General features: G+C 69.2%; 17 protein-coding genes and 5 pseudogenes. 11 read left to right on the top strand and 11 right to left on the bottom strand.

Going from position 1 to position 26,102, the window contains the following annotated elements:
• Positions 1–123: 123 nt before the first annotated feature.
• Positions 124–312 (bottom strand): hypothetical protein, encoded by a 189-nt coding sequence (locus ACWCPF_RS11390; protein WP_451044752.1) that lies wholly within the window; start codon positions 310–312, stop codon positions 124–126.
• A gap of 205 nt (positions 313–517) precedes the next feature.
• Between ACWCPF_RS11390 and mmuM the strand changes: the two genes are divergently transcribed.
• Positions 518–1,459, top strand: a complete 942-nt coding sequence (gene mmuM / locus ACWCPF_RS11385; RefSeq protein WP_451044751.1) for a homocysteine S-methyltransferase — start codon at positions 518–520, stop codon at positions 1,457–1,459.
• Between the two features lie 129 nt (positions 1,460–1,588).
• Here mmuM and ACWCPF_RS11380 read toward each other — a convergent pair whose 3' ends face one another.
• The 5 genes and pseudogenes from ACWCPF_RS11380 to ACWCPF_RS11360 form a co-directional block, all read right to left on the bottom strand.
• Positions 1,589–3,271 carry a carboxylesterase/lipase family protein gene (locus tag ACWCPF_RS11380; protein ID WP_451044750.1) on the bottom strand — a complete coding sequence of 561 codons (1,683 nt, stop codon included), beginning with the start codon at positions 3,269–3,271 and terminating at the stop codon, positions 1,589–1,591.
• A 185-nt stretch (positions 3,272–3,456) separates the two neighbouring features.
• Positions 3,457–3,716, bottom strand: a pseudogene (locus ACWCPF_RS11375) (alginate lyase family protein); the annotation flags it as partial.
• A 48-nt stretch (positions 3,717–3,764) separates the two neighbouring features.
• Positions 3,765–6,837, bottom strand: a pseudogene (locus ACWCPF_RS11370) (alginate lyase family protein).
• Positions 6,834–8,341, bottom strand: a pseudogene (locus tag ACWCPF_RS11365) (glycosyl hydrolase family 28 protein). Before ACWCPF_RS11365 ends, ACWCPF_RS11370 begins: the two co-directional pseudogenes overlap by 4 nt.
• A gap of 135 nt (positions 8,342–8,476) precedes the next feature.
• Positions 8,477–8,728: a hypothetical protein gene (locus ACWCPF_RS11360; RefSeq protein ID WP_451044749.1), complete on the bottom strand. Its 252-nt coding sequence runs from the start codon at positions 8,726–8,728 to the stop codon at positions 8,477–8,479.
• An 896-nt stretch (positions 8,729–9,624) separates the two neighbouring features.
• Between ACWCPF_RS11360 and ACWCPF_RS11355 the strand changes: the two genes are divergently transcribed.
• The 5 genes and pseudogenes from ACWCPF_RS11355 to ACWCPF_RS11335 all read left to right on the top strand — a co-directional run bounded on the left by ACWCPF_RS11355 (position 9,625) and on the right by ACWCPF_RS11335 (position 15,477).
• Positions 9,625–10,638: a hydroxyacid dehydrogenase gene (locus ACWCPF_RS11355; protein ID WP_451044748.1), complete on the top strand. Its 1,014-nt coding sequence runs from the start codon at positions 9,625–9,627 to the stop codon at positions 10,636–10,638.
• A 263-nt stretch (positions 10,639–10,901) separates the two neighbouring features.
• Entirely contained in the window at positions 10,902–11,945 is a 1,044-nt protein-coding gene (locus ACWCPF_RS11350; RefSeq protein ID WP_451044747.1) for a LacI family DNA-binding transcriptional regulator, read from the top strand.
• Positions 11,946–12,323: 378 nt separating this feature from the next.
• Positions 12,324–13,656, top strand: a pseudogene (locus ACWCPF_RS11345) (ABC transporter substrate-binding protein).
• Between the two features lie 10 nt (positions 13,657–13,666).
• Positions 13,667–13,819: pseudogene (locus ACWCPF_RS11340) on the top strand (sugar ABC transporter permease); the annotation flags it as partial.
• Positions 13,820–14,430: 611 nt separating this feature from the next.
• On the top strand, positions 14,431–15,477 hold the full coding sequence (locus tag ACWCPF_RS11335; protein WP_451044746.1) for a LacI family DNA-binding transcriptional regulator: 1,047 nt from the start codon (positions 14,431–14,433) through the stop codon (positions 15,475–15,477).
• 71 nt (positions 15,478–15,548) lie between these two features.
• Here ACWCPF_RS11335 and ACWCPF_RS11330 read toward each other — a convergent pair whose 3' ends face one another.
• The gene (locus ACWCPF_RS11330) at positions 15,549–16,199 is read right to left on the bottom strand and encodes a ThuA domain-containing protein (protein WP_451044745.1); all 651 of its coding nucleotides are present in this window, start codon (positions 16,197–16,199) and stop codon (positions 15,549–15,551) included.
• Positions 16,200–16,462: 263 nt separating this feature from the next.
• Between ACWCPF_RS11330 and ACWCPF_RS11325 the strand changes: the two genes are divergently transcribed.
• The gene (locus ACWCPF_RS11325; RefSeq protein WP_451044744.1) at positions 16,463–17,095 is read left to right on the top strand and encodes a VOC family protein; all 633 of its coding nucleotides are present in this window, start codon (positions 16,463–16,465) and stop codon (positions 17,093–17,095) included.
• On the opposite strand, the gene ACWCPF_RS11320 is transcribed toward ACWCPF_RS11325, so the two are convergent.
• Positions 17,082–17,621, bottom strand: coding sequence for a DinB family protein (locus ACWCPF_RS11320; RefSeq protein ID WP_451044743.1), 540 nt, complete (start codon positions 17,619–17,621; stop codon positions 17,082–17,084). The two genes, ACWCPF_RS11325 and ACWCPF_RS11320, sit on opposite strands and share 14 nt — an antisense overlap.
• A 107-nt stretch (positions 17,622–17,728) precedes the next feature.
• Here ACWCPF_RS11320 and ACWCPF_RS11315 point away from each other — a divergent pair, with 107 nt between their 5' ends.
• A complete protein-coding gene (locus tag ACWCPF_RS11315; protein WP_451044742.1) occupies positions 17,729–18,124 on the top strand; it encodes a VOC family protein in 396 nt (131 codons plus the stop codon).
• A gap of 171 nt (positions 18,125–18,295) precedes the next feature.
• Here ACWCPF_RS11315 and ACWCPF_RS11310 read toward each other — a convergent pair whose 3' ends face one another.
• The gene (locus ACWCPF_RS11310; protein ID WP_451044741.1) at positions 18,296–18,982 is read right to left on the bottom strand and encodes a helix-turn-helix domain-containing protein; all 687 of its coding nucleotides are present in this window, start codon (positions 18,980–18,982) and stop codon (positions 18,296–18,298) included.
• Positions 18,983–19,355: 373 nt separating this feature from the next.
• Positions 19,356–20,303 (bottom strand): AraC family transcriptional regulator, encoded by a 948-nt coding sequence (locus ACWCPF_RS11305; protein ID WP_451044878.1) that lies wholly within the window; start codon positions 20,301–20,303, stop codon positions 19,356–19,358.
• 104 nt (positions 20,304–20,407) lie between these two features.
• Here ACWCPF_RS11305 and ACWCPF_RS11300 point away from each other — a divergent pair, with 104 nt between their 5' ends.
• A complete protein-coding gene (locus tag ACWCPF_RS11300; RefSeq protein WP_451044740.1) occupies positions 20,408–21,337 on the top strand; it encodes an NmrA family transcriptional regulator in 930 nt (309 codons plus the stop codon).
• 154 nt (positions 21,338–21,491) lie between these two features.
• On the opposite strand, the gene ACWCPF_RS11295 is transcribed toward ACWCPF_RS11300, so the two are convergent.
• Entirely contained in the window at positions 21,492–22,664 is a 1,173-nt protein-coding gene (locus ACWCPF_RS11295) for a YihY/virulence factor BrkB family protein (RefSeq protein ID WP_451044739.1), read from the bottom strand.
• Positions 22,665–22,787: 123 nt separating this feature from the next.
• On the opposite strand from ACWCPF_RS11295, the gene ACWCPF_RS11290 reads away from it, so the two are divergent.
• Together ACWCPF_RS11290 and ACWCPF_RS11285 are read left to right on the top strand one after the other, a co-directional pair.
• Positions 22,788–24,437, top strand: a complete 1,650-nt coding sequence (locus tag ACWCPF_RS11290; protein WP_451044738.1) for an acyl-CoA dehydrogenase family protein — start codon at positions 22,788–22,790, stop codon at positions 24,435–24,437.
• Between the two features lie 342 nt (positions 24,438–24,779).
• A complete protein-coding gene (locus ACWCPF_RS11285) occupies positions 24,780–26,057 on the top strand; it encodes a GAF domain-containing protein (RefSeq protein WP_451044737.1) in 1,278 nt (425 codons plus the stop codon).
• Positions 26,058–26,102: the final 45 nt, after the last annotated feature.

The following is a 26,102-nucleotide window of genomic DNA, read 5'->3' as shown; positions in this document are numbered from 1 at the left end:
CGCGATCGTCGTGGAGACGGACCATGGACTACGTGGGCCCGGCGGGAAATGGTCTCGGACCAGGGGCTGTCGCCATGCCTCTTCGTCATCGAGGAGTTCCCGTCCGAGGGTGCTGCTGCCGACCTATTGGCCCAGGCGCCGACGGGAGAGCCACAGTTCGTCGCCCGCCTCGCCGATGGCTCCCTGGGCCGTGCCGAGTCGGCGCGCGTGCTCGACGTGCCTGGCGAGCTGCCAGCGTGTGGCGGGATCGCCCGGCACGTCCTCGAGCCACAACGCCACATCGCCCTCGGGCCGTGCGACACAGTCGAGCAATCTTGGAGCACGGATGCCGTGCGCCTGCCAGACCTGCGCAAGCCCAGACTGGCAAACGTGGGCCTAGCGCCGCTAGTGGTTCCAGTGGCGGGGTCGTCGGAGGCCGCCAGCATCGGTCGGTCGCCCGAAATGCCACATTGTGAGCGACCCTTTCCTTCGCTGGACGCATCAGGCTTTCTGCCGCCGCTGCGACTAGCGTCGGGGCATGACCAGCGACACGCCCGTCCCGCTCCCGGAGACCCCTCTCACCACAGCTCTCGCCGTCGGATCCGTCGTCCTCGACGGCGGCATGTCCAACCAGCTGGAGTCCGCTGGGCACGATCTGAGCGACGATCTGTGGTCGGCCCGGCTCCTCGCCGAGCGACCCGAGGCGATCATCGAAGCGCATCTCGCCTACTTCGAAGCAGGCGCGAACGTGGCGATCACCTCCAGTTACCAGGCCACCTTCGAGGGCTTCGCGAAGCACGGGATCGACCACCGGAAGGCGACCCGACTGCTCCAGCTGAGCGTGGAGCTGGCCCGGGAGGCGGCACGGCAGGCCCGGGACAAGGGGGTCACACACCCGTTGTGGGTGGCCGCCTCGGTGGGGCCGTACGGGGCGATGCTCGCCGATGGGTCCGAATACCGCGGTCGCTATGGGCTGAGCGTCGAGGAACTGACGCGTTTCCATCGTCCCCGGCTGGAGGTGCTGGCTGCCGCCGCGCCCGACGCGTTGGCACTGGAAACGGTTCCCGACGCCGACGAGGCCAAGGCTCTGCTGGGCGCGGTACGCGGTCTCGGGGTACCGGCCTGGCTGTCGTACTCGATCGCCGGTGGCCGCACGCGCGCTGGGCAACCCTTGGAGGAGGCGTTCGCCCTGGCCGCAGACGCGGACGAGGTGATCGCAGTCGGCGTCAACTGCTGTGCCCCCGAGGACGTCGACGCCGTCGTGGCGACCGCGGCGCGGGTGACCGGCAAACCCGTCGTCGTCTACCCGAACAGCGGCGAGGCCTGGGACGCGCAGGCCCGGGCCTGGAACGGCCGGGCCACCTTCACACCCGAACAGGTCCGGGGCTGGCGAGAGTCGGGAGCACGGCTGATCGGCGGCTGCTGCCGGGTCGGACCGGAGGCCGTCGCCTCGATCGCCCGGACGCTGACCTCCGCGTAGGCCTCCTTCCACACGCCCACCGCTGCTAGCCTCCGCTCGGGAAACTGGTTACGGGCGCGCCTCGCAATGGGCCGGGTGTGACACAGGTCTGATCGACATCAAGCTCCCTCGCGGCGCGACGACCGGCGTTCAGCGGCCCCGGACTCCCCCGGCCCGGCGCAGTCGGCGCACGGCCGATCTCAGCTCCGTGCCGCGCACGGTTCTGGCGAGCCGAGGGTCCGGTGTAGCCGCCTCGTCAACGGACTCCCCCGAGAGGACGCGTTCCTCCTCCGCCGTCCAGAGGGCCAGCTCGCGATCCCGTGGACCGTATGCGGTATACGACATACAGTCGACCTCGCACGAAATACCGTCTCCCTCATACCGTCCACCGCCGACCTCGCCGAAGACGCGCACCGGATGGGCTGCGCCCCAGGCCTCCCAGCCTGGATCGCCCGTCGCGACGAACCGCGTCCATGCCCCGTGCATCGCGTCGGCGAGCTCCTGCGGAGTGCCGTCCCCGGCAAGCTTCGCGGACTCGGGCGTTTCGCCGGTATCGAAGACGAAGCCGAGCTCGAGGGCATGGCAGGCGCCGAGGCCGGGCCGGAGCGACGGCCAGGCGAACTCGTACACGTAAGACGTTCCGGGACGGGCGTCGGCCAGCCGATGCAAGGGCAGACGCAACAGATTGTCGGTGACCATCTGACCGACGATCTCCGCCGTGCCGGCGTCGGGGTGCAGCGCCCGGTAGCCGCGCGGCACCTGCTGGCCGCAGTGGCAGCGGGCCATCGCGCCGGCGAGGGCGACGGGCCCCAGCCGATCAACGTGCTCCAGCAGGCCGCCCGGGACCAGCCAGAGCCGGTACTCGTCGCGGGTCCAGCCCAGGAGCAGGTCGATGCCGCGTGCCGCGTCCCCGTCGACGAGGGCCTCCAGGGGGTCGCACGGGACGAGGTCGCCGTCGACGACGATGCCGAAGGCGGGCCCACCCAGCACCGGGCTGCCGAGCCTGCCCACGTCGGCCTGGGTGCGCAGCAGCAGGCCCCGATCGACGCCGGCGAAGGCCTCGGCGGTGGCGGGAATCTTCAGCCGGGCCGCCATGCGGCGCACCATGCGCCGGACCTTGTCCCGCTCGAAGGCCTCCGGTGGGCCGCTCTGCAGAACGGCGCGCCGGAACAGTCCCTGTGCCTGCGGGGTCGCGATCAGGGCCCCGACGCTGATGGCTCCGGCGGACTGTCCGGCCAGGGTGACCCTGTCGGGGTCACCCCCGAAGGCCCCGATCGAACGGTGCACCCACTCCAGTGCGGCAAGCTGATCACGCAGTCCGGGGTTGGCCGGGGCGTCCGGAAACAGTCCATAGCCCTCCACTCCCAGTCGGTAGTTGATCGAGACGAAAACGGTTCCATTACGGGCGAACCCGTGTCCGTCGTACACGGGCACCGCTGAAGAACCCCTGGTCAACGCTCCGCCGTGCAGCCAAACGAGGACAGGCAACCGGGCACCCGGACCGGGCTCGGGCGTCCAGACGTTCAGGTTGAGACAGTCGTCGCCCGGCACGACGGGGTCCGACAGATACGGGGCGAAGGCGTCGGAGTACGGCGGTTTCGGCGGCGTGGCACCGAAAGCGCCAGCATCGCGCACTCCGCCCCAGGACTCGGGCGGCACGGGGGGCCGGAAGCGGCGGGGTCCGAAGGGGGGTGCCGCGTAAGGGATGCCCCGGAAGATGGCGACGCCATGTTCGTATCTCCCGCGTACCGCCCCGTAGGGGGTCCTGACGACGGGATCCGGGTCGGGCTCCGCCTGGCCTTCGCCCACGGGATTCGTCTGGTCTGCTGCCACCTGCTCACCAGCCCTTCGCCGCGCTCGCGCACCGGTAACACCAGAGCACCACAACAGCGCACGGTATTCCGGTGCACGAGCCTGTAGCAGGGCTATTTGGCGTACATCAGGGTGCCGAAACCGAGCTGGTCGTAGCCCCCGCTGGTGGACCCGTAGTCACCGCAACCTCCCTCAGGGGCGACCTGGGAATGGGGGTTGGCGGTCAGTTTGTTCCGGCCGGACAGCCAGGGTTCGGTGCCCGCGGCGACCCTGACCTTGGCGCGGTTGATGTCACCGGCGTTGTGCAGCATGCCGGGGTGGGTGAAGGCGGCGGGCGCGGCTTCCGCCGTTGCCGCAGCGGATGCGGCACCGGTGCCCAGGCGGCTGCGGCGGTGAGACCGCCGGCGGCTTTCAGGAGACTGCGGCGGCTCACATCGTCGTGGTGGTCGGGGGATGTGCGGCTCATGGGGTGGGCTCCCATCGTGAGCGGATCCGTGGGGGGGATCCGGGTCAGCTATGCCGAGGTAACGATCACCTCGCCGAAGCGTGCGGTGCCGAGGGTCAGCGGACTGCGGGAGCAGACCACCAGGCCCACGTAGTAGGGGGCGTCGCCGAAAGCGGGGACCGAGCCCTCCGAGACGGGTGTCCAGGTCACGCCGTCATCGGTGGAGACGGAGGCTGCGAAAACGGTTCCCGTGCGTTTTAGGCGCAAGAGCAGGGGGAGCTGAGCTCTGGCCGTGCCCGAGAAGATGGAAGCGCCAGCGACCGTCGGTCGCAGCATGAGCTGAGCGGTCGTGCCGCCGGTGACGATCAGACCGGCCGCCTGATCGAACGGCGACAGGGACTTGGCCATCAGCAGACCGACCCGGTCGGCCGTCGCGCCCTCTCGTGAGAGCAGACGTGCGGTGATCTCGCTGTCCCCGACGACCGACTGCCGAACGAACTGGGCTGACATCCCTTGCGAGTTGACGTTGAGGTCGGATCCCGCGCCGCGCACCACGAAGGTCCCGCCGTCGTACCACGTGTCGCCGGCGTGAGGACGGCTGCGACGCCGAGGGTTCCGTAGTCACGCCGGTCGAGAACGACGTCACCGAGATCGCCGAACGTCCACGGGGCGGGAAGGGGCTTGAATTCGGCGGGCGTCGCCCTGCCGACTGTTGTGGAAACGGATGGCGCGACGGCGCTGATCGGCTCTGAACGGGGGCCCTGGCCTGAGGAGTTGGTCTTTGCCACAGCGTAGTGGTATGTCGTCCCGGGAGCGCCGCTCACGTCGGTGTACCGGATCCGCGTCCCGAAGCCGACAGGGCCGACGCCGGTGGCGATCGCCCAGTAGGGGCCATGGGCGCGCGAGGCGCGCAGGACGCTGTAGCGCGCGGAGAGGTCGGGATCGGTCCATGTCAGTCGGACACCGTCGCCGCCGGCCGTGGCGCGCAGGTCGGGGGTGGTACGGGTGGGGCGGGGCGTGCGCCAGACGTCCCCGCCGGCACCGGTGACGCTGACGTTGTCGAAGGCTCCGGTGCCCGTATCGGCGTATTCCTCATCTACGCCGAGGGAGGATGTGAAGGCGAGACCGGCGTATGCGGTATGCGGCATACCGTCGACCTCCGAAGTGCCGACCACGGTCCACTGCATACCGTCTGCAGAAATGGAGCCGGTGCAGCGCCGCCCCTTCCTGGTCACCCGTACCCAGTACGGCGCACGCATCCGGTACCCGTCGCCGGCGCCTTCCACGTACGGGGCCTCGATCGGGGTCGCGGACTCCGGCAGCGCACCGAGATCGGAGATCGGGAACGAGGCCTTGGTGGTGATCGCCGTCTGCTGTGAGGGAGGCACGGGCGTGCTCCCGGTCGCCGAGACGAGGGCTCCGGCAGCGGGCCGTACGGTCCACACGCCGCTCCATGTGTGCAGGGGCAGCCCCTGGATCAGCATCGACGCATGAGCCGCGTCCGGGGCGAGGGAGGCACGGACCGTGACGCCGATCTTGGAGTACTGAGAGCTCAGCGGCCACACGATCCGTGCGGTGACCGAACCGTCCCCACGCAGGGGAAGGTGCACGAGGCGGTAGGCGTCCGCGCTGCCGGAGGCCTCCAGCAGGAACCGCTCGCCGTCGAAGGCGGCCGAACCAGCGATCGCGACGGGGCCGACGTCGGTCGTCGACCAGGGCCGGGGCAGCCCGGCGGAGGCCGATGCCACTGTCGAACTTCCACTCTGACCCCGGGAGTTGGAAGCGACGATCCTGTAGTGATACACGCGTCCCGCGCACACGCGGGCGTCGGTGAACACAGGCGTCCCGACCCCGGTCGCGAGCTGTTCGTAGGGGCCCTCGGGAACGGAGGAACGTAGGACCGTGTAGCCGGTCGCCCAGGCGGAGGGCAGCCAGGACACGGTGACGGCTCGCGCCTCGCCCACCGCCGTGACACCGGCCGGAGGGGCGGGGACGGTCGCGGTCGGGGCCGTCGCGCCCGCGCAGGTGAAGGTGCCCCAGCCGGGCACGTCGTCATTGCCGCCCTCGACGACTCGGGCACCGCCGGCACCGCGGAACACGGCCGCCTGGGCATAAGGGGCGTCGAGGCCGCGGACTCCGGCGTAGTGGGCGTAGTACATCTCGTAGATCGGGGGCAGGGCGCCCCGTCCGGTCGCTAAAACCGCTTTCTTGATGTATTTCCCCGTGCGGTCGAGGTCAGGGCTGAACGGGACGTCGCCGCCCAGGTTGTAGCGGGCGGCGTACTCGGCGTTGGCCAGAATGCGGTTCCCGTCGTAGCTCCACAGGTCGACGCCCTGGTTCCAGGCAACCTGGGCGGCGTCGCCCATGAGGCCGACCGCGAGCCGTTCATGTCCCTGGTCGCGACCCGACTCCTGGCCCTGCCCTTCCGCCGTGACGATGCGATGGGCCACGCTGCCGTTACCGGCGCCGGCCGCAACGAAGCGAAGAGCGTCTTCGAACGGGGTCCGTTCCTCGCAGAACACACCGATGGCCAGGATGGTCTGAATAGCCGTCAGGTCCCAGCTCCCGTTGGCGTAGAGCATGTATCCGGAAACCGCCGGATACCAGACATCCAGAAAGGACTCCTCGCAGCGCGCGATGTCGGAGTCCGCCCATCCGTCGTAGTCGGTGTGACGGAGCAGTTCGGCAGCGTTGGCGAACTTGAATGCCTGCAGACCGGCGCCGAGCGGGCCGTCGGCTCCTGTGATCACCGTGAGGGAAGCCGTCCAGGCATTGAGGATGTCGCGAGCCTTGTCGGCGTGGGCGCGGTTGCCCGTGACAGCCCGCAGTGCGTTCCGATAGGCGGCTGCGTGATCTGGCCCGCATTCTGAATGGTGTATGCAGTCTGCGATCGACTGTGCGCGGCAAGCGCGAGATAGCCGTCGTAGACAGGAGACGGTCGACCGTCGACGGCGGACTTCATACGGGCGACGTCGGCCGCGCTGTGCAGCAGCCCGGGGTGGGTGAAGGCGAAGGCGGACCCGCCGTCACCCGTCGTCCCCGCCACCGCTCGAGCCGCAGGCACGAACAAGGTATTGGTGCCCGCGGCGAGCAGCGCTGCAGTCGAGGACGTCAGCAGGCCACGGCGGCTGATCGGGCTCACTGCGCAGCCACCTCGGTCTCGGCCTCGGCGGTGGTGACGAACTTCAGGTTCAGCACATGCTCGTTGTAGAACCACTGCATGGCGTCGGTGGTGTAGTACCAACTGGGCTTTTTCATCGAGTCGGCGATGACCTGCCCGTTGACCACCAGGCTCTCGAAGGTGAAGTTCTTGATGGCGTGCTCGGCGTCGTAGCCGAGTAAGAGCGACGGGTTGGCGTGGGTGCCGGCGTAACTGAGGTTCTTGACGTAGACGTCTTCGATGCCGCGGCCGACCGAGGTGTTGTACTTCGTGTTGTACATGATCCGCATGTGGATGACCTGGCCCTGGCGGACGTCCTCGATCCGGACGTCCTCGATCAGGTTGGAGTCGCCGGGGTTGAGAGCGATGCACCCCTGGTACCCCATCTGCGGCTCACTGTGATCAAGGATGTCGATGTTCTTGATGACCAAGTTCTCGATCGTCTCAGGGGCGTCGGTGTTGCCGTGCGTGCCGACGTTGACGGGGTGAGCGACGTCGGCCCACAGGGTGCAGTTCTGAATGGTGATGTCGCGGGTGTCGCCGTAGTAGTCCCAGCGGTGGGCATAGATGGCGAAGCAGTCGTCCGAGTTGCGCATGAAACAGCCGTCGAAGACGATCCCGGTCGAGGAAAAAACGTCGAAACCGTCTCCATTGCCCTTCGAGCTGAACGAACGGGCCTTACTGACGCGGACGTTCTCGCTCTCGCCGAACGTGCCGGCATAGCCGTTCGGATTCATGATGATGACGTCCTGGACACGGATGTTCTTACTGCCCTCGCAGAGAATCCCGCCGGGGCCGCCATAGAGCATGCCGTGGCCGGCGAGGGCCGCCTTCTCAACGTCCTTGAAGTAGACCTGTGCGGTCAGGACAGCGCCGCCCGCCAGATAGACGGTCTTGCCGCTGGGCACGGTGAGAACGTTCCCAGTGACGTTGTGCACGCCGGGGCCGAAGTAGATGACGTTCGGGTCGTCGGCGGAGGGCGGGTGCGGGTCGATGTGGTTGGTGATGAGGTGCAGGCAGTCGAAGATCTCGTCGTTGATCTGGACGACCATGTCGCGAGGCTCCTGAAGCGTGAAACGTAGGGTGTCACCGAGGAGTTCAGGGGTGATGCCCAGCGCGTCCGGCCGCACTCTGGCCTCGGTGGTGCCGCCCTTGAGGTAGGTGACCTCGACTTCCACGGAGCCGCGGAAGTCGAAGTAGACCATCGAGGTGTTGTAGACCTTGCCGGAACCGGTTGTGGCGTTGATCTCCTCCAGTTGAGGCCGGTAGATGTCGAGGGTCTGCCACTCGCCGTCGGGAGCGGTGCGGACGCGGACCTTGAAACTGGTGTTGGTCGGCAGCGTCGCCGGGCGCGGGTAAGTGACCAACGTTGGCACGGAGTTGTCTTCGTCCGCGTGTGCCGCCGTGGCCGTGAGACCGCCGGACAGCCCGGCCGCCACGGCGGTGACGCCTGAAGGGCGGTACGGCGGGACAGGGGCGTGTTCATGCATGACTCCTTGCAACAGGTCGGAAAAGGGTTACTAGGGCGCCGGACGTCGGGCTACTTGACCGGACGTCGACATCCCTGCGACGCAGCCGCGCTGGGCGACGCGGAAGATGAGCAGGAGCGGCAGGACGTACATCACCGAGGCTGCGGCCCGGAAGCTGGTGGCGGGGTGCCCGCGGGGTTGACGTACGTGGACATTGCGGCGACGGCGAGAGTGGACCGGTCGGCGGAAAGCAGGAGTTGGGGCGCGATGCAGTCACCCCACATCCAGGTGAAGGCGATCACGGGACTTACGGAGAACACCGGCCATGACTGCGGTGGGAAGATCCGCCAGAAGACACCGGTGTAGCCGCAGCCATGCAGGGCGATGGGTTGGGGCAGCATCATCGAGCTGACCAGGATGCCGAACAGCGTTTTCCTGCCGGGCGCATCCAGCAGGGCGAAGCCGAAGCCGACCCAGGCAGAGCCTTGATCAGTCCCGGCGAGATGTCGTAGGGCTTGACCATCAGAGTGACAGCCTCGCCCGGCCCGCTCACTCCGGTCGAGACCTGCAGCGCGCACCCGTTGAGCGCCGCCGAACTGGCCACTGCGCCGCCGGCCGCGAGAGCGAGGAAACGGCGACCGCTGGTGGAGCACGGACATGGGAGCGCATCGGGCCTCGCCATCTGTTTCGGGGCTGGAGCGTTTCCGGACTAAGGGACGCGAGCCCGACGGATCGCGGAAGCCGCTGTAGTAACAGGTAGGAACCGGTTGCTACGACCAGGTGGCCAGAGCTTCTTCCGCTCCAGGTAACCCGTCAAGGATCCTGGCGGACTTTCGAAAACTCTGTGCGTGGCCCGGATGCGTTACACAGCTGCCCGCGACTCGCCTGCCGGACTCCAATGGCATCCATCTGACCTGCGGAAATAAGACCAGCGAGACCGAATCCCGAGCCTCGAAACCTCCGACCGGATCGGGCCACGAGGGTCGGGTGACCGAGAACCGCTTTTCGAGGAAACGGGCAGCAACCGGTTGTCGCCCCCACTTACCCACGCCTGGACCTCTCTCTCCAACGAGCCCGCACACCCAGAAGCCCGGAAGCAGGTTTCGCCAGTGTCCGTCTGCGACGAGACCTACCCGCATCACCAGCTAAACGGCCCTACGGAAGCGCATAGTTACCCCGGAATCCGCCCGGACAGCGCTTCCGCCCCAGCGATCGCTCCGATCGATTGACCATGCCTCCACGCCAGATCTACGGTAGAAGACGCTTTCAGAAAATGTTTCCCACGCACCTCAGGAGAGTCATGCCCAGCGCCCAGTTGCCCAGGGCCGTGTTCGCCATGGATCCGGTGCATCTACCCCTGCTGTTCCCCGCGCCGCTCGTGGCCCGGCTACAGCGAACGGCCGAGATCGACCCAGCGCTCGTCGTGCAGGATTTCTCCGATCCCACCGCCGCGCCGGCGCTGGCCGACGCCGAGGTCCTGATCACCGGCTGGGGCTGCCCCCGCCTCGATGCAGGTGCGCTCGCTTCGGCACCCCGGCTGCACACGGTTCTGCACGCCGCCGGCTCGGTCCGCCCGCTGGTCGGCGAGGCTGTGTGGAGCCGGGGGGTAACCGTCTCCAGCGCCGTTACCGGCAACGCCCTGCCTGTCGCCGAGTACACCCTCGCGATGATCCTGCTCGCGGGGAAGGACACGTTCGTCCACCGTGAGCGTTTCCGTCGCACCCACGCCCAGCCGACAGCGGCCGAAACCGCGTCCATCGGCAACCTCGGCCGTCGGATCGGAGTCATCGGCGCCTCACGTGTCGGGCGCCGCCTCCTGGAACTGCTGCGCCCGTACGACTTCGAGGTCCTCCTCCACGACCCGTACGTGGACACAGCCGAAGCCGCCGATCTCGGCGCGCAGTTGCTCTCCCTGGAGGATCTACTCCGGCGCAGCGACATCGTCAGTCTGCACGCGCCGGACATCCCGGAGACCCACCACATGCTCAACCGAGCCCGGCTCGCCCTGATCCGTGACGGCGGCGTGCTCATCAACACCTCCCGGGGCGCTCTGGTCGACCACGCAGCGCTCACCGAGGAACTGGTTTCCGGCAGGCTGCAGGCGATTCTCGACGTAACCGAACCCGAGCCGTTGCCCGCGGACTCCCCGCTGTACCGGTTGCCGAACGTCTTCCTCACTCCTCACATCGCCGGATCCCTCGGCAACGAGTTGGAGCGCCTCGGCCGCATCGTCGTCGACGAGCTGGAGCGGCTGGCCGAAGGGCTGCCTCTCACTCATGAAGTACGGCACGCCGACCTTGCCAGACTGGCCTGATGTGCACCTCCATTCCGGTGTCCGCGTCGCTCTGGTCGGCCGTCGTGAGGGTTATCCACAGGCCGATCCACCTGGAAGAACATTGGGATACGGTTCCCGCACCGACGCGGGGCCAGGCCTCGCCAGTCCGGTGATCAGGCCACGACGATGTCCGCAACCGTGGCCTCCGAGGTGCCCCACAACGGCACCGACGACGGTGAAGGAGCCGCAACGTGAGTCAGCGCAGGACGACTGATAAAGGCGGTCGGGCGACCATCCGGGACGTGGCGAAACGCGCGGACGTATCCGTAGCAAGCGTTTCCCGAGTCCTGTCGGGCAACTACCCGGTCTCGGACGAGTTGCGCAGCAACGTGATGCGGGCTGTCCGCGACCTCGACTACGTCACCAACGCGCACGCCCGTTCCCTGGCCGGTGGCGGCACCCCGACCGTGGCGATACTGATCAACAACATCACCGGCGCAGCGTTCGCCCACGTGGCGAAGGGGGTTGAGGGCGCGGCCACGCTGCGCGGCTGGCTGTCGCTCGTCGGCACCACCGGCGACGACCCCGAACGTGAGCTCGCCCTGGTCAACCTGATGCGTCAGCAGGGCGTCGCCGCCGTGGTGCTGCTCGGCGGCGCCTACGACTACGACGAGTACCAGCTGCGCATGGCCCGCTTCGCTCGTTCCCTGGACGCGGCCGGCTCGCATCTGGTCCTGGTCGGCAGGCCGCCGCTGAGCGGCGACGTCCCGGCCACCACGGTCGACTACGACAACGAATCGGGCGCCTATGCCATGGCCAGCCACCTGCTCTCGGCGGGGCATCGGCGCGTCCTGGTACTGCCCGGGCCCGCCCGACTCACCACAGCTCAGGGCAGGTTGAAGGGAGCGCGCCGGGCTTTCGAGGCGTACGGGGTGCCGTTCGACCCGGGGCTGGTGCGGCACGGTCCGTACGACGACGAGCACGGGTATGCGGCGGTGGAGGCGGCCCTGCACGAGACGCCGGACTTCACTGCTGTGCTCGCCGGGACCGACATCGTCGCCGCGGGTGCGATGCAGGCGGTACGCGCGGCGGGCCTGAGGGTGCCGGACGACGTCTCGATCACGGGCTATGACGACATCCCGCTGGCTTCCCAGCTCACCCCCCAACTGACCACGGTGCACGTGCCGTACGAGGAGATGGGCCGGGTCGCCCTGCGCGCGGTGGCCGACCGTCGGGAGGGTCCCGGAGCAGCCGGCCGACGCAAGGGCACGGACGCCGAGCACCTGGTGCTGGGCACCCATGTCGTCGTACGGGACTCGGTACGGCCGCCGAAGCGGTCCCGGTGAGCCGCGACGCCGTCTGAGACCGGTCCGTCGATCTAGTTTCGTAAACGTTTTCCCCTCCTGCTTCCGTGGTTGCGGGCCTCCCCGGAGGCCTGGCAGCACGCCTCATCAGTTGGCGGATGGACTTCCCTGACCTGCCCCTATGTGGGCAGCTGCGGCCGCAGTCACCCCGGCGGCGCGGCACCGCCCCATCACCGCGAAGCAACATTTTCCTGCACGGCACTAGATATGGCCGGAGCCTCCGGCCTAACGTCGCAGCAACCGGTTACTACCACTTCTGCTTCGCCGACGTCGTCCGGCCCTCTCGCCCGCCGTTCCCGGCCAGTACCGAGCCGCGCTCTCTCATTCCGAGACGCCCACTCTCCGAAGGATCACCGTCAGATGAACTCGAGCAGCTCCAGGAGAAGGTTCGCCCGCGCTGCCGCAGCCGGCCTAGCGCTGACAGGTGTCTGCTCTCAGCCTGCGGCGGGTCGGACGACGGGGACACCTCTGCGTCCGGCCCGGTCACCCTTCCCTGCTGGGGCTGGGCCAACGGACAAGAGGCGGTCGTCAAGGCGTTCAACGCCTCCCACAAGGACATTCAGCTGAAGTACACAAAGGTCATCGACCAGTTGACGATGCAAAACAGCTCACCAACGCGGTCAAGGCGGGCAACGCGCCCTGCCTCGTGCAGAACAGCGCTGAATACGTGACCAGTTGGGTTGCCCAAGGCGCACTCGCCGACATCACGAAGTATGTCGAATCGAGCAAGGACAAGTTCAACACCGGTGCCTGGGCCGCCGGACAGGTGCAGGGCAAGGTCTACGGTGTGCCGACCAGTTCGGCGCCCGCCTTCACCATCTACCGCACCGACCTCTTCGCCCAGTACGGCCTGAAGGCTCCCAAGACCTGGAACGACTTCATAGCCGCCGGCAAGGAGCTCAAGAAGCACGACATCAAGATCACCAACTATGCCGGTGAGGATCCCAGCACGCTGGAAGTGCTCGCCATGCAGGCGGGCGCTCACTGGTACGCCATCGACGGAAACTCCTGGAAAGTGAATTTCCAGGACGACGGAACGCTCAAGGCCGCGAAGGTGATCCAGGAGATCATCGACAACGATCTCAACTCAACGCTCTCGTTCGCCGACTACGCCGCCGTGCAGCGCAACTACGACAACGGCGGCACCGCCACTCGGCAGATCTCCACGTGGCAGATGGCCGGCATGGTGCAGAACTTCACCAAGTCCTTCGGCAAGTGGGCGCTCACGCCCTGGCCGACGTTCGCGGGCGAGGCGGCCAAGACCCCGGCGGGCACCAACCAGAGCACTGGCGTGACCCTGGTGACCAAGGAGTGAAAGAACCAGCAACAGGCGGCGGAAGCGGCGCTGTGGATGTCCACCGACAGCGGCGCGGTCAAGACGATGGCCAGCCCGACCACGGGCAACGGTGTGATGCCGGCACTGGCCGACAGTAACGCGTACGTCGGCGAGGCGATCTCCGACAAGCTGCTCGGCGCGAACTACGAACCCGCCCAGCAGATCGTGAAGGGCAGCCTGAAAACGGTTACCGCCGACTGGACCTTCGGCCCCGACTGGAAGGCCATGTTCACCGAGCTGCAGGCCGGTTGGGCCAAGGTCGTCAACAAGGACCAGAAAGTCACGGATCTGCTGGCACACATGCAGGAGTGGACGGTCAACGACCTGAAGTCCCGCGGCATCAGCGTCGAAGGCTGAGGCTCGACCGATGGTTCCCTCCCTGCGTTGGAAGGGCGCCGCGTTCACGGTACCGTTCCAGCTCGGCTTCGTGCTTCTGTATCTGGTGCCGATCGGCTACGCCGTCTACCAGTCCCTGTTCCGCACCCAACAGTCCGGACTGGGGCTCGGGGGTGCGACGGATTTCTGGTACATGCGCGAAGGTGTGCGCATACCGGTCGGTCGGCCCCTGGACACCGGTCGACTGTCGGACGACCACGGCGGGCGGCTGCGCTTCACCGGCACCCTGGCGGGAACCACGCTCGTGACTTGGTCGACGCATCCTTCACCGCGGACTTCCGGGACTTCCGGTTGAGCTGCACGCCGACATAGAACCGAACTGCTCATGCCCTCCGGAAACGCCCGCACCGACTCGCCACCCTCGCGGCGACCGACAACCGGCGGCTGGCAGCTGCCAACCGGCGGCCCCCGCCGCCACTGCCGCCACTGCCGCCACTGCCCACGACCACACCCGAACCGCCGGTTTCCCGGATCGGCCGCCCCCGGTGACGGCCCGCCCGCACCAGCTTCCATACAGAGGCGGCCCGGCCCATCCTCGTCCGGCCATCCCATCTGTTCGGAGTTTCGAAAGTTCAGGCGTTCGTGATCTCGCGTTTCCCGGTGTCTTCACGTCACGCTGAGTCGCACCTAGGATAGCAAGCGCTTTCTGCGAGCCGTCCTGTTTCCGGATCGGCTCCGAAAGTGCGCTGGTCGAACTTTCGCTGGCCCTCGGGCGGGCCGGAGAGGTGGTTCCCGATGGTGCGTACGGCGAGTGCGAGCGTGACGGCCGGGCCTACCCTGGCAGTCGTGGCCCGCGAGGCGGGGGTGTCCGTACCGACCGCCTCCAAGGTGGTCAACGGCCGCGAGGACGTCGCTCCCGAGACCCGACGCCGGGTCACGGAGGCACTGGACCGGCTCGGGTACGTGCGCAGACCGCGCTTCGACGCGACGAAGCCGCCCCGGTTGGTCGACCTCGTCGTGCACTCGCTGGACAGTTCCTGGTCTGGAGCTGTGCTGCACGGCGTGGAGGAGGCGGCGCACGACGCAGGTCTGGATGTGGTCGTCTCGGCGGCCCTGTCCCGCACCCGCGTCGGCCGCCCGCAACGCGGATGGCTGGACAAACTGACCGTGCGTGGTTCGGCCGGAGTCCTGTTCAATCTAACGGAGTTGACGGACTCTCAGTACGCCTGGCTGGAGCAGCACCGCACCCCTTTCGTGATGATCGACCCCGTGGTCGAGCCACCGCCCGGGGTGGTGTCGGTGGGCGCGGCGAACTGGCAGGGCGGGGTGACGGCGACCGAGCACCTGCTGGCCCTCGGTCACGAACGCATCGCCGTGATCGCCGGACCGCGCCGCAAGATGTGCAGCAGCGCCCGCGTCGCCGGCTACCGCTCTGCGCTGGCCTCCGCCGGGCTGGCGCACCGCCCCGAATACCTCCGCAACGGCGGCTTCGACGAGTCCGTCGCCCACCGCCGCATGGTCGAACTGCTCGACCTTCCCGTGCCGCCGACGGCCGTCTTCGTCTGCTCCGACCGCATGGCCCTCGGGGTCTACCAGGCCTTGTCAGAACGGGGGTTGAGGGTTCCAGACGACGTCAGCGTGGTCGGTTTCGACGATCTGCCGGAGTCCCGCTGGACCACTCCCGCCCTCACCACCGTCCGTCAGCCGCTCGCCGAGATGGCGGCGACGGCCCTCCGGCTGCTGGTGCGAATGATGGACGGGGAACGTCCGGAAGGAACGCGGACGGAGTTGTCGACGCGTCTCGTGCAGCGGCAGAGCACAGCGCCACCACCGCAACGCTGACGGTCGCGCCCACTTCACACCCACCCACCCAACGGCGTCGCGTGCACGCGAACGTCACTGGGCTCCGGTCCTCAGTCTCGTACTCCGGCCGCCCAGGTGATCCCGCCCCGCAGATGCGCAAGGAAGTCGGGGTCCCGGTAGGCCTCGGCGGCGTGGCCGAGAGCTGTGTAGAAAACGCGTCCCTGCCCCTGCTCACGGCACCACACCAGGGGGTGGTCAGCACCCATTTCTCCACCCTCGTACGACGACTCGTCGGCGACGGCGAGGACGCGTACCTGCCCTCGCGGGTTGGCGCGGAAGTCGTACCACTCGTCGGTGAAGTCCCAGACGGTCGGCAGAGAGCGGGTGGCGGGGTGGTCGCGGTCCTCGATCACCGCCTTGCCAGGCTGGTACTGGGGATGGCGGGCGAAGCGGGCGCCCAGGAGTTCGCCGTAGTACGGCCAGTCGTACTCCGTGCAGGCAGCCGCGTGCACTCCTGCGAAACCGCCGCCCGCCTCGACGTATTCGGCGAGCCGTCGGCGTCCGGCCGGGGTCAACACCTCACCGCTCGTGGAGAGGAAGAGCACGGCCGCGTACCCGTCCAACGAGGCCTCCAGGGCGGCCGGATCCTCGGTGTGATCCACGGCGAACTCGCCCAGAGCGCGCACCGCAGCGACGGCGTCCGGGATGGACTCGTGGCGGTAGGCGGTGGTGCGGGTGTACACGAGCAGGCGATCGAACATGGGAACGAGCCTAGACGGACGGAAGTTCGAGTCCCAGGGATGCGATCAAGCGAAAATTTCGCCCTCTCAGGCGCGCCAGCCCAGCGGTGCACATCAGCGGTGCACACCAGCGCCGGGAGATACCGAACGCCCGCTCAGTGGCGTTGAGTTTCTCAATGGCGTTGAGTTCGAGTCGGATACACCGCTTTCCTAGAGTTTCTGCAGTCGATGTGGAGCTCAAGGATCAGCGGCCACGCGAACCGGGGCGCGTAGGCTCAGGTGGGATGAACACCATTCCCGCACGCCTCGATCACATCGTCGTCGCAACGCCCGATCTGGCGACGACGGTCGCCGAGTTCACCCGGCGCACGGGAGTGGCCCCGGCGCTCGGAGGAGTGCACGTCGGGCTCGGAACCCGTAACCACCTGGTCGGACTGGGTCATGGCGCCTATCTGGAGATCATCGGCCCGGATCCGGAGCAGCCGACGCCTCCCCAGGCCCGTCCCTTCGGGACGGATGCGCTCACGTCGGAGCGGACGGTCAGCTGGGCGATCAGTCCGCCCGACCTGGACGCGACGGTGGCGGCCGCCCGGTCGCGGGGCTACGACACCGGCGATGTACGGGAGATGAGCCGGCGTCGTCCTGACGGCACGCTGCTCCGGTGGCGGCTCACGGACGGCGGCTCACCGCACCCGTCCGGTCTGGTGCCCTTCCTCATCGACTGGGGCGCGACCCCCCATCCTTCGGCGTCGGACCTGCCCGTCGTCCGGCTGTTGGAGCTGACCGCCACCGCCCCGGCGCCCGACGAGATCCGCCCCGTGCTGACCGCCCTGGGCACCGACCTCACGCTCACCGAGGGACCGGCCGCCTTCTCGTTCACCGTGGACACGCCCAACGGCCCCGTTACGTTCGACTGACCTGGGAAGCCGCCCTCAGCAGGCGCAGCTGTCCCAGCTCGGCCACGTTCTTCATCAGCTCGGCGTTGGCCCACGCAAGCAGGTGGGTCACGGTGTGCTCGGGGTCGTTCGGCCAGGGAAACGGTGCGGTCCGGTCGAGGTCGGCGTCGGAGAGTTCCGCGACGGCGGCGGTCCACTCCTCGCGCAGATCGCGCAGCCAGGTGACGGCCGGCTCGCCCGCCCCCGGCCAGCGGATGTCGGCGCGCTCTCGGGGCGGGCGGCCGAGGAGGTGGTCGGTGGCGGTGCCCAGCCACCAAGCGAGGTGCCAGCTCACCCAACCGACGGTCGGGACGGGGACAGGGTCGGGTTCCGTGTCCGCCCAGTCGGGTCTCCACCCTCCGGCGCCGTCCGGGTGGAGAGTCCAGGTGTGCGCGGCGGGCTCCCAGAGGAAGTCCTCCGGTTCCAGGCGGTCGAGGTGGTACTCGAAGAGGGACCAGGTCAGGTCGAACTGCCAGCTCAGGAGCTCACGACGGCCAAGGATGTCCATCGGACCACCCTGGCACGCGCCGGAAACACATGGGGAACGGTTTTCCGGCGCCGGACGTGTCCGTTTCCTTCAAGACCGGCCGCACCGGCTGTACCTACGGTGGCCGCATGAGTCCACGATTCGATGCCATCGGCCTGGTCGTCTCCGACATGGCCGCCTCCGTCTCCTTCTACCGTCGGCTCGGTTTCACCTTCCCCGAGGGTACCGAGGGGCAGCCGCACTCCGAGGCCGAACTCCCCGGAGGGCTACGGCTGTTGCTGGACACCGAGGACACGGTCCGTTCGTTCCTCCCAGAGTGGCAGCCGCCGTCCGCGGGCGGCAGGACCTCGCTCGCGCTACGCTGCGACACACCGGGCGAGGTCGACACGGTCTACGAGGCGCTGCTGAGCGCCGGTCACCACGGCGAGCTGAAGCCCTGGGACGCCTTCTGGGGCCAGCGGTACGCCGTCGTGCACGACCCTGACGGCAACGGTGTCGACCTGTTCGCGCCGCTGGCCCAGTAGACGCCGCCACCGGCGCGGCGGGTCCGCCCCTGCACCGGGAAGTGTCCGTCCGCCCGCCCGCCGGCCCCGTAGGTTCGGTCCTGCCTGCCTCCGACGGGTTCGGTCAGCGCAGCCCCCGTAGACCACGCCCGTCGGTCGGCAGACCGGCCTGACAGTCGGCCGACCGCCCTGTCAGCGCAACAGCTCGCGCAGCGTCAGGCCCGTGAACTCCCGTACGTCCCGGGAGAGATGGGCCTGGTCGGCGTAGCCGGCCCGGGCCGCCGTATCCGCGTACGGCACACCGGCCCGAGCCAGCACGAGAGCACGTTGCAGGCGCAGGATCCGGGCCAGCGTCTTGGGGCCGTAACCGAAGGCGGCCAGGGAGCGGCGGTGCAACTGCCGTTCCCCTAGACCGAGTTCATCGGCCGTGGTGGCTACCGGGCGGCCGGCGGCGAGGGCGGTGACTAGGCGACGCAGTGCGGGGTCAGGATCGGGCGACCGCTCCACTGCGAGCGACTCCAGCGCCGTCGTCGGGTGCGCTCCCGTGGCGATCCGATCGCTCAGTCGCCGTACGTCCGACACGGGCCACAGATCTGCCAACTCGACACGGCGGTCGCGCAGTTCATGGGCCGGTACGCCGAGGAGGGCGGGCGCGGTGCCGGGGAAGAGGCGGATGCCCGCCCAGGGCACGGGCGGTCCGGCAGGGACGTAGGGCCGGGTGTCCGGTCCGGCGACCAGCAGCCTGCCCTCGCTCCACAGCAGGTCCATGCAGCCGTCGGGCAACACGGGAAACGCAGGACGCGTGCCAGGCGCCGACGACGGCGTGTTCGTCCACAGCACCGCCCCGGCCAGCCGGGAGGAGGCCCTCTCCTCATACACATCTGCCAGCCTACGCCGCCGGAAACGGTGCACCGGTGCGGATCCGCGCCCGTCCCCGCCCACCGGCGACGAGGCCGGGCACCCGACGAGGCGACGGCACCGCGACAGCACCTGCTCTGCGACCGGTAACCGATTTCCTCCCGTTACCCACGCCCTCGCGCACCCCTCCCGCACTCCCCCACCGCGCCCCCCTACACCCCCGGCGCCCCCTACGCCCGAGAACAGCCATGAAACCGCTTACCGCGAGCCCCTCAGGGTCATCGCGCTTCCGCGGCCGCGAGCCCGACTCATCCCGCGGCCACACCCGCCACACTTGCCACGCATGCCACACCCGCCACAGTGTCGGCACGCCGCGGCCGAGCCGCAGTCGTCCCTAGGGCACCCGCGTCCGGTGTTCCTGCGGGCTGATCCCGTACACCCGCTTGAAGGCGCTGGACAGCGCGAACGCGCTTCCGTACCCGACCTGGCGGGCGATCGCGCCGATCGTGTCCTGCGTGTCACGCAGTCGGTCCGCAGCGAGGGCGAGGCGCCAGCCGGTGAGGTAGGTCATCGGGGGCTCGCCCACGAGGTCGGTGAAGCGGCGGGCCAGCGCCGCCCGGGAGACGCCGGCCTTGGCGGCGAGCGACGCGACGGTCCAGGCGTACGCCGGGTCGTCCTGGACGAGGCGCAGGACGCGGCCGACGACCGGGTCGGCCAGCGCCTGGTACCAGGCCGGCGCCGCCGCCTCCGGGCGGGAGAACCAGGCTCGCAGCGCGGCGATGACCAGGAGGTCCAGCATCCGGTCCAGGACGACCTCCTGGCCGGGTTCGTCGCGGACGATCTCCTCCATCAGCAGTGGGGTGAGCGGGCACCGCCAGACGTCGGAGGTGAGAGACAGCAGCGGGGGCAGCGCGTCGAGCAGTCGACCGTTGATCTCGCCCTGCATCAGGTACGTGCCGATGAGGACGACCGTGGATCCGTCGAGGCGGTCACCCCAGGTGCGGACGCCCAGGTCCATGGAGCCGTTCAGCAGGCGCCCGTCGGGGTACGCGCACTGTCCGCCCGGGAGGATCAGCGCCTGCGGGGGCGTGCCCGGGGCGTCGGCGCAGGTGTAGGGCCCGGGGCCGCGGGCGATGGCGAGGTCGCCGGCCCGCAGCGGGACGCCGTCCGCCCCGTCCGGCACGACCCATCCCTCGCCGCGCACCATGAGCATCACCGTCAGCGGGGCGCGGTCCTCGACCCGCACGCCCCACGGCGGGTCGAAGCAGGCACGGATCATGAGGGCGCCACGCGCGCGTGGACCCTCCAGAAGGCCTGCCAGGGGGTCCCCCCGCGTGAGCATGTCCGAGCGTGGAGGAGCGTCCATGTGGCCAGCGTAGACGCGCGCTTATGGGAATGAGCCGTTCAGCGATGGGAGCGGGCGGCGCACCGCACTTGACTGGATTCATGACACAGAACACGGCACAGAACACGACAGACAAGACGGCAAACAAAACAGCAAACGAGACGGCAGGGAAGTCCGCAAAGACGACAGCCGCGCCGCGGACGACGGTGCAGCGGACGACCGTGGTGGTGACGGGCGCGTCCGGTCGTACGGGCGGCCGGGTGGCGCGGGCCGCCGAGGCGGCCGGGCTCACGGTGCGGGCGGCCTCGCGGGCGCAGGGCTTCGACTGGTACGACAGTTCGACATGGTCGGACGTCCTGTGCGGCGCCGGCGCGGCGTACCTGGTGTATCCGACGGACGTGGGAGCCCCGGACGCGGCGGGCGCCGTCGGTCGGCTGGCCCGGGAGGCGGTCGCGCTCGGGGTGCGGCGGCTGGTGCTGCTGTCGTCGCGGGGCGAGGAACGGGCGCTGCCGACCGAGGATGCGCTGCGTGCGTCGGGCGCCGACTGGACGGTCGTCCGTGCTTCGTGGTTCGCGCAGAACTTCAGTGAGGGGCCACTGGTGGAGGAGCTGCGGCAGAGCGGTGAGCTGGTGTTTCCGGGTGGGGAGGTGCGCGAGCCGTTCGTCGACCTGCGGGATGTCGCCGATGTGGTCGTGAAGACGCTTACTACGGGCGATCTGTACGTGGGGAAGACGTTGGACGTGTCCGGGCCACGGCTGCTGACGTTTCGGGAAGCGGTTACCGAAGTCGGTCGGGCCACCGGGCGTGCGCTCACGTACACGCCGGTGTCGGCGCGTCAGTACGGCGAGCAGCTGGCCGGGTTCGGCGTGCCGCCGGAGGAGGTCGCGTTCCTGGTGGAGCTGTTCGACTCGCTCCTCGACGGGCGCAACGCCTACCTCTCCGAAGGCGTCCAGGAGGTGCTCGGACGCGAACCGCGCGACTTCGCGGAGTTCGCGAGGGACGCGGCGGCGGCGGGCGTCTGGACGGCGTAACCCCCGCGTCCCGGGGTCACGGCCGCCCAGGGTCACGCCCTCCCGGGGTCCCGCCCTCCGGGGGTCACGCCCCTCCCGGGCTCCCACTCCTAGGGCTCGATCGCACGGGCTCCCCCTCCGAGGGCCGATCGCACGGGCTCGCGCCCCTCAAGGCTCACTGCTCTCGGGGGTGTTCCTCCCCGTTCGCACCGTTTCCTTTCGGGGAGCTCTTCACCTGCGTCCGGAATCGTCCCGTCACGTCCTCCGGCGGAAGGAACCGGGACCATCGCTCCGGGTACTCGGACGGCATGTCGGGGTCGTCCGGGTCGTCGTCCTCGTGGGAGCGGGCGGCGGCCATACGGGCGACGTACTCCGCGGCCTCCTCCTCCCGCAGCCGTTCGTTGGCGGCGCGGGCCGCGGCCGTGGCGGCGGCCGGCCAGACCCGGTCGATCGCGGCGTTGACGGCGGCGCCCACGAGCACGGCGAAGGCGGACACGCCGATCCAGAGCATCACGGCGACGGCGGCGGCGAGGGAGCCGTAGATGGACGCGCCCTCGATGGTGTTCGTCAGGTAGATGCGCAGCAGGAAACTGCCGAGCACCCACATGGCGAGGGCGACGAGCGCTCCGGGCACGTCCTCGATCCAAGGGGAGCGCACGGGTACGGAAACGTGGTAGAGCGTGGTCAGAAACGCGATGGACAGGATGATCACGACCGGCCAGTACAGGACCTGCACCACGGTCGTCGACCAGGGCAGGATCCGCACCACCGCGTCCGGCCCAGCCACCATCAGCGGCAGCGCCACCGAGCCGATCAGCAATGCCGCGATGAAGAGCAGGAACGCCACCAACCGTGTCTTGACGATGCCGCGCACGCCGTCGAGGCCGTACATCACGGTGATGGTGTCGATGAAAACGTTCACCGCGCGCGATCCGGACCACAGTGCGAACAGGAAACCGATGGAGATGACGTCGGGGCGGCCGCCCTTCATGACGTCGTCGAGGATCGGCTGGGCGATCTGGCTCACGCCTTTGTCGGACAGGACCCTGCGCGAGGCGTCGAGGAGATTGGACTCCAGGCTGGTGATGGTGTCGGTGCCGGTCCAGTCGTCGACGTAGCCGAGCAGGCCGATGAGGCTGAGCAGCAGCGGGGGCACGGACAGCAACGTGAAGAAAGCGGCTTCTGCGGCGAGTCCGAGGATGCGGTACTCGATGCAGGAGTTGACCGTGTCCTTCACCAGCAACCAGGCGGTCCGGCGCTTGGAGACGTTCCGGTAAAGGGCACGCGCCCGGTGGAGACGCCCGGTGGGGCTCCCGGGTTGCTCGGGTGAGTGACTTGCTGGCTGCACGCCTTAAAGGTATCCGCCGTTCGGGGCTGCACTCACCTTCGGCCGCACTGCTTCACCGGGTCGGGGAGCGGCGCGCTGGCTCCGGATGGCCATGACCGCCGTACCCGAGGGTAGGTTCGGGCTATGGCAGGCAGCACGCACACCGTGACCAACCAGCCCCCGCCCCTGACCGGGTACGACGTCTACGGCGCCGACCGGGCGCTGGTGGATGCCGTGCAACGGCACCTGGATCCGGAGCTGCTCGTCGAGGCGCGCGGCGAGCTGTCGGAGCTCGGGTGGGCGGCCGGATCCGCGCAGGTGCAGGAGTGGGCGGTGCAGGCGGACCAGCACCCGCCGAGTCTGCGCACGCACGACCGTTACGGGCATCGCATCGACGAGGTCGACTTCCATCCGGCGTGGCACCGGCTGCTCGGCAAGGGCGTCGGGGCACATCTGACGGATGCCTGGGGACGGCCGGGCGGGCATCTGCGCCGGGCGGCGGGTTTCCTGGTGTGGACGCAGGTCGACGCGGGCAACTGCTGTCCGCTGTCGATGACGCACGCGGCGGTGCCCGCGCTGCGCGCCGATCCGGAGCTGGCCGCCCAGTGGGAGCCCCGGCTGACGTCCACGGTCTACGACCGTGTGCTGCGGCCGGCCCCGCTGAAGGCCGGGGCGCTGTTCGGGATGGCGATGACGGAGAAACAGGGTGGCAGCGACGTACGGGCGAACACGACACAAGCCACTCCCCTCGCCGAGGACGGCGCCTACGAGCTGACCGGGCACAAGTGGTTCTGTTCGGCTCCCATGTCGGACGGTTTCCTGGTGCTGGCTCAGGCGGCCGGGCTGAAGGGCGCCGGCGGGCTCACGTGTTTCCTCGTGCCGCGCGTTCTCGAAGACGGTACCCGTAACGTTTTCCGCCTCCAGCGGCTGAAGGAGAAGCTGGGAAACCGTTCCAACGCCTCGGCGGAGGTCGAGTTCGACGGGACATGGGCGCGCCGGGTCGGTGAGGAGGGGCGCGGGGTGCGCACCATCATCGACATGGTGGCGGCGACCAGGCTGGACTGTGTGGTGGGGTCGGCGGGGCTGATGCGGCAGGCGGTGGCGCAGGCGATCCACCACTGCACCTACCGTGCGGCGTTCGGCGGAAAGCTCGTCGACAAGCCGTTGATGCGCAATGTTCTGGCAGATCTCGCGCTGGAGTCGGAGGCGGCGACCACGCTCGCGTTGCGGCTCGCGGCGGCCTACGACGACGGGAGCGAGCAGGAACGGGCGCTGCTGCGGATCGCGGTTCCGGTGGCCAAGTACTGGGTGACGAAGCGCTGTGCGCCGGTGGCGGTGGAGGCGTCGGAGTGCCTGGGGGGAAACGGTTACGTGGAGGAGTCGGGGATGCCCCGGCTGGTGCGGGAGTCGCCGCTGAACTCGGTCTGGGAGGGAGCGGGCAACGTCCAGGCGCTGGATGTGCTGCGGGCGTTGCAGCGGGAGCCGCAGGCGCTCAACGCCTATCTCCAGGAGGTGGGGCGGGCGCGTGGGGCGGACCACCGGCTGGACGGGGCGATCAAGGGCTTGCTGACGGAGCTGGCCGATCTGGACGGGGTCGAGGGCCGGGCCCGGCGGCTGGCGGAGCGGTTCGCCCTGGTGCTCCAGGGGGCGCTGCTCGTACGATTCGCGCCGCCGGAGGTGGCCGACGCGTTCTGCGCCTCGCGGCTGGGCGGGGACGGTGGTCTGGCCTTCGGGACGCTGCCGCACAGTCTGGACCTGGCGGCGATCGTCGAACGGGCCGATCCTCGGCCGTGACCACTGTGACCTGCAGGGATCTGCAGAAACCTGTTACGGCAGGAAGCGGGGGTGGTGCTGCGCCGACACGGCACCACCCCCGCCGCAATGGCCCTGCGAGGCCAGAATCGCCGCTCGGGACGGCTTGACTCAAGTTTCAAACAGCCTGTGGATGTTCACCAGGGTTGCAGGGGGTTGCAACTTGTCGGCGGTTGTGACGGGACTATGCCCCTCCGGCATGTGTGGGCGGCAAGATGGGGCCTTCGGCAAGACCTTCAGACAAGACCGGAAACAAATGGCGCAGGAGCTTGACATCAGGTTGTCCGCCTGTGCTCCGCGGGAGGCCCAGTGGTGATGCCAGCGATGAACGTGCCGCAGCTGGCGGCCGTCGACGCCGCACGGGCGGCGCGGGTCCTCAACGAGGTGCGCGACGCCCGGTTGGCCGGCCAGCGGGCGCGCGTCGCGCCGCGGCCCGTGATCGAGCAGTCCTGGGAGCGCATGCTGCGCAGCGGAGTCGACCCCGAGCACGATTTCAGAGCGGGGCTGCTCAGCTCCGACGAGGTGCGGCGACGGCGGGAGGAGTCGCCGCTGCGCGAGGTGTTGCCGGTGCTGCGCGAGGGGTTGCTGTCGGTCGCGGACGTCGCTCACCACATCATGGTCGTCGCCGACGACGAGGGCCGGGTGCTGTGGCGCGAGGGCTGCAACCCGGTGCTGCGCAAGGCCGACTCGCTCGGTTTCGAGCTGGGCGCGGACTGGGGTGAGGCCGTGGTCGGCACCAACGGCGTGGGCACGCCGGCGGTGGTGCGCAGACCGGTACAGGTGTTCGCCTCCGAGCACTTCGTACGCTCGCACGCGACCTGGACCTGCGCGGGCGCACCGATCACCGACCCGCGCAACGGCCGGCTGATCGGTGTGGTCGACGTCAGCGGACCGCTGGAGACGATGCATCCGGCCACACTGGCCTGGGTGGACTCGGTGGCGAAGCTCGCCGAGTCCCGGCTGCGTGAGAAGCACCTGAGTTCGCTGGAGCAGTTGCGCGCGGTGGCGGCGCCGGTGCTGGCCCGGCTCGGCGGCCGGGCGGCGGCGGTGGACGGGGAGGGCTGGACGGCGGCGGTGACCGGGATGCCGTACGCGAACCGGATCGCGCTGCCCAAGTCGCCGTCCGCGGGCCGCCGGTGGCTGCCGACGCTCGGACTGTGCTCGATCGAGCCGCTGGCCGGGGGCTGGCTGGTGCGGTCGGCGGACGAGGCCGCCGAGCCGCCCGCGCGCGGCGCGACCCGGATCGTGCTGGACGTGACCCGGCCCAGACGCTGGTCGGTGACCGTGTCGGGGGACGCGGGATCCTGGTCGCATGAACTCAGCCCGCGGCATGCCGAGTTGCTGTATCTGCTGGCGGCGCACCGGGGCGGCCGCAGTGCGGCGGGCCTGGCCGAGGACGTGTTCGGTGACTCGGGCCGTACGGTGACGGTGCGAGCGGAGATGTCCCGGGTGCGGCGGTATCTCGGGGGTCTCCTGGAACACCGGCCATATCGTTTCTGCGAAGACGCCGAGGTCGAGGTGCTCGTTCCGGCGGATCCGAAGGGTTTGCTGCCTCATTCGACCGCGCCCGCGGTCGCGCGAAACCGGATGTCTGCACCGTAGCAACAATGCTTCCTCCGAGTTCTTCCGTCGCTATCTTCCGCATAT

This window comes from Streptomyces sp. NPDC001858 (assembly GCF_053594615.1).
This window is presented reverse-complemented; position numbering and strand designations above follow the sequence as displayed.